This window comes from Xylophilus sp. (assembly GCA_009914555.1).
Classification (GTDB): Bacteria; Pseudomonadota; Gammaproteobacteria; order Burkholderiales; family Burkholderiaceae_C; genus WNDY01.
Window position 1 is genome coordinate 1 of the sequence record WNDY01000122.1, and the last position, 3,844, is coordinate 3,844.

Here is a 3,844-nt window from a genome sequence, read left to right on the forward strand (position 1 = left end):
GTTGCAAGCCTGCCGCTGAATGCACCGGTTGAAATCGAAGCAATCATCGAGGTTGCATAATGTCATCTCCTGAATGGCTCAAGAAACAGCCAATTGCGCATCGTGGCCTCCACGATCTCAATAAAGAGCGCTGGGAAAACACGCTCGCAGCCTTTGATGCAGCAGCGAAAGCCGGCTTTGCGATTGAATGCGACGTGCATCTGACCAAAGACGGCGGCGTCATCGTGTTTCATGATGACGACCTCAAGCGCCTTACGGGACGCGAAGGCCGTATCAGCGATCTGACGCTCGCAGAGGCTACTGAGCTTCATATTGGCGGCACCGCTGATCGCGCGCCAACGCTCAAACAGATGCTTGATCTGATTGCTGGCCGCGTGCCTGCCGTGATTGAGCTGAAGGGCATTGAAGGCCGTGATGATGGTCTCGTAGCGGCTGTTGCAAAAGAACTCGCTTCTTATAAAGGCGAAGCTGCAATCATGTCTTTCGACCATCATCTGGTTCGACTGTTTGCAAGCGACGCTCCCGGCATCCCGGGAGGCCTGACAGCCGAAGGCACGCGTGCAAAGAATTTCGAAGCACATTTCTCAATGCTCGCGCATCAGATTTTCTTTGTATCCTATAATGTACATCACCTGCCGAACCCGTTCGTCAGCTTCGTGCGTGAAAAGCTTGACCTTCCGGTTATCAGCTGGACAGTACGCGATGCAGAAATGAAAAAGCATAGCGATCTCAACGTGGATCAGATCACCTTTGAAGGCTTCGATCCGCGCGCACTGGTCGCTTAACAGGACATTTTGCCATGAGTGACAACGAGAAGCAGACTGAGCAAAGCTTCGCTCTTCGCATCGTTGAAAGCATTGGCGACTTTTCGGAAGACGAATGGAACCATCTTGCCGAAACTTCCCGGCAGGATGGCAATTATAATCCGTTTATTTCCCGCGCATTTCTTCTAGCGCTGGAACAATCAGGCTCCGTGTCACAACAGGCTGGCTGGTTGTCTCACTATATCCGCCTCGAGGACGATCAGGGTTATCTTATCGGGGCAATTCCCAATTACCTGAAAGGCCATAGTCAGGGCGAATATGTATTCGACCACGGCTGGGCAGATGCTTTTGAACGCATAGGCGGGCGTTACTACCCCAAGTTTCAGGCATCAGTTCCGTTCACACCCGCAACCGGCCCGCGCCAGTTTCACCATCGGGCGTTTGAACCCGAAGCCATCCAGGTTGCTCTCGCGACGGGGCTGCGGCAACTCACTGATCAGACAGGCGCTTCTTCTGCTCACGTTACATTCGCACCCCAGAACGAGATTTTATCGCTCGAAGCAGCCGGTTTTCTGCATAAAACCGATCAGCAGTTTCATTTTATAAACAATGGCTTTTCCAATTATGATGATTTTCTAAATGAGCTTGTGTCAAGAAAACGCAAAGCTCTCAAAAAAGAACGCCGAGAGGCGCTTTCAGAAGGCATCGAAATCGACTGGCTGACCGGCAAGGAGCTGACGGAATCGGTCTGGGATGACTTTTATGAATTCTATATTGATACAGGCAGCCGCAAGTGGGGCCGCCCCTATCTCAACCGCAAGTTTTTCTCGCTGATTGGCGAAACGATGGCGCAGGATATCCTGCTGGTCATGGCGAAACGTAATGGTCGTTACATTGCCGGTGCGATCAATTTCATCGGCAGCGATACACTTTATGGACGTCACTGGGGCTGTATTGAGGATCACCCATACCTCCATTTTGAGGTTTGCTATCATCAGGCGATAGACTTCGCGATTTATCGCAAATTACGGGTTGTGGAAGCAGGTGCACAGGGCGAGCACAAGCTTGCGCGTGGCTATGTGCCTGTTACGACCCATTCCGCGCATTATATTGCGCATGAAGGTTTCCGCCGCGCTGTCAGCGACTATCTGGAACGTGAACGGCGAGAAGTCGATCAGATACATGCAGCACTGGAAGAGCACACGCCCTTCAAGCTGGCATGACGATAACAACCGAACAAGAGACTGAACTGGAGAGAACAGCATGTCCGCCACCTATGATGACAACAACATCTTTGCAAAAATCCTGCGCGGCGAAATTCCGTCAACGCGCGTCTATGAAACGGATGATGTTGTGGCATTCATGGATGTCATGCCGCAGGAAACCGGCCACACGCTGGTTGTTCCAAAAGCTTCTTCACGCAACCTGCTTGATGCAAAGCCGGAAGCGCTCGCCGAAGCCATCAAAGCCGTGCAGAAGATCGCAAATGCCGTGAAGAAGGCTTTTGACGCGGATGGCGTCACTGTCATTCAGTTTAACGAACCGGCAGCAGGCCAGACAGTTTACCACCTGCACTTCCACGTCATCCCGCGTTTTGAAGGTGTAGAACTGAAGCCTCATACCGGAAAAATGGAAAATGCAGCCGTTCTTACAGCAAATGCTGAGAAAATTCGTGCAGTACTTTGATAAAAATAATTTTTATAAGCTCAACAATCCGGCAATCAGCAGCGCTTCTGCCACCACAATACCGACAAGTAAGCGCTTGCCCGCGATAAGATAAGCGACGAATCTGGCAGCTGCCGATCCAACACGAAGCCACATCGGGGAGTTTGCGAGCTCCCCGTTCGGATACAGAATAAGCTGTGCGATCACGCCTACAACGAGTGCCGTCGCAACACAGCGCACAAACACCAGAACCTCCGAATCCTCACGTACCCTGCCACCGACAACCACTCCCATGACGCGGAAGATGTATGTTGGAAGCTCTCCTGCAAGCAGAATGAATACAAGCGGCCACCACCAATCGGAATAGCTATCCCAATTCATTGCAGAGCCTCCTTGCTCGCCTTGCGCGAACGGTGAAAGGCGAATGAAATCAGCCCGCCGAAAATACCAGTCAGAAGCAGATCATAGTCCGGTGCAAACTGGTGGAAGATCGGGAAAAGCACGATGCCCGAAACCATCGCAATCTGCCCTGCCCGTTCGCGCGCCGATCTCCAGAGCGACGTTAGAAAATACATCGGCGTGAGCATGAAAAGCGCTGCAAACACTACAGGTGGAAAAGATGCCGACAGCATATAAACCAGGGCGACCACAAGCGCATTCGTGCCGACAAGAACAGTGCCGATGCCTGCAAAATAGCTGGTCCGCATATTGCGCGGCACGTTACGCAGCTCTTCCATTGCCATGACCCAGGCCGTCACCGCCACAAAATGGCATAGGGCCGCAAGTGTCAACTTGCGTGTCTTTGGGCCTTTCAATTCCGGTAAAAGCGCCACCACCATCGGCATAAGGCGAGCAGACGACAATCCGACAGCCAAGGCCGCTGCGGGAATTGATACCCCGGCGCTGATCGCGGCAATGAGCACCACCTTTGCAGGGAGAGCCCAAATGGTCAGTGTCATAAACACCGCCTGCCCAACCGTTATTCCACTTTCAATTGCCAGCCCTGAAAAGCCAATAAAGGAACTCATCAGTAAAATGGCAGACACGCTCACTATTCGGCGCGTACCGCGAAAAAACCAGCCAAGATGGCCAGATTGCTCTGCTGACTGTTGGTCGGAACTGGGGGAAAGACTCGAAGACATGCTTCAAACTAGAGCCTTTCATCTTTTAACGGAACCATATCCGGCATTTTCGAGATCGTTCTGGCATTCGGCGGGCTGGATGGTTTCGACCAGGCTGCCGATATGGCGCCATGTGTCGTCGATGGTGCTCTTTTGTGCATTTCTTATCCAATGCTTGATCTTGGAGAAGGCCTGTTCGATCGGATTGAGGTCCGGCGAATAGGGCGGCAGGAACCAGAGCCGCGCACCGGCGGCTTTGATCAACTGACGGATGGTTGCCGACTTGTGACTGCC

Annotated in this window: 6 protein-coding genes; 3 read left to right on the top strand and 3 right to left on the bottom strand. The window is 52.4% G+C overall.

Going from position 1 to position 3,844, the window contains the following annotated elements; translation table 11 throughout:
* The first annotated feature begins 59 nt into the window (after positions 1 to 59).
* From GAK38_RS23590 to GAK38_RS23600, 3 genes are read left to right on the top strand one after another with little or no spacing between them, the layout of a single operon-like run.
* The gene (locus GAK38_RS23590) at positions 60 to 785 is read left to right on the top strand and encodes a glycerophosphodiester phosphodiesterase (protein ID WP_325347315.1); all 726 of its coding nucleotides are present in this window, start codon (positions 60 to 62) and stop codon (positions 783 to 785) included.
* Positions 786 to 799: 14 nt separating this feature from the next.
* Entirely contained in the window at positions 800 to 1,987 is a 1,188-nt protein-coding gene (locus GAK38_RS23595) for a GNAT family N-acetyltransferase (RefSeq protein ID WP_325347316.1), read from the top strand.
* Positions 1,988 to 2,027: 40 nt separating this feature from the next.
* Positions 2,028 to 2,450: an HIT family protein gene (locus GAK38_RS23600; RefSeq protein ID WP_325347317.1), complete on the top strand. Its 423-nt coding sequence runs from the start codon at positions 2,028 to 2,030 to the stop codon at positions 2,448 to 2,450.
* Between the two features lie 12 nt (positions 2,451 to 2,462).
* Here GAK38_RS23600 and GAK38_RS23605 read toward each other — a convergent pair whose 3' ends face one another.
* From GAK38_RS23605 to GAK38_RS23615, 3 genes are all read right to left on the bottom strand, one after another.
* Complete coding sequence (locus GAK38_RS23605) at positions 2,463 to 2,810, bottom strand: AzlD domain-containing protein (protein WP_325347318.1); 348 nt, start codon at positions 2,808 to 2,810, stop codon at positions 2,463 to 2,465.
* A complete protein-coding gene (locus tag GAK38_RS23610) occupies positions 2,807 to 3,475 on the bottom strand; it encodes an AzlC family ABC transporter permease (protein WP_325347319.1) in 669 nt (222 codons plus the stop codon). The genes GAK38_RS23605 and GAK38_RS23610 overlap by 4 nt, the downstream gene beginning before the upstream one ends.
* A 114-nt stretch (positions 3,476 to 3,589) precedes the next feature.
* A partial coding sequence (locus tag GAK38_RS23615; protein WP_325347320.1) for a transposase occupies positions 3,590 to 3,844 on the bottom strand: 255 nt, incomplete at its 5' end.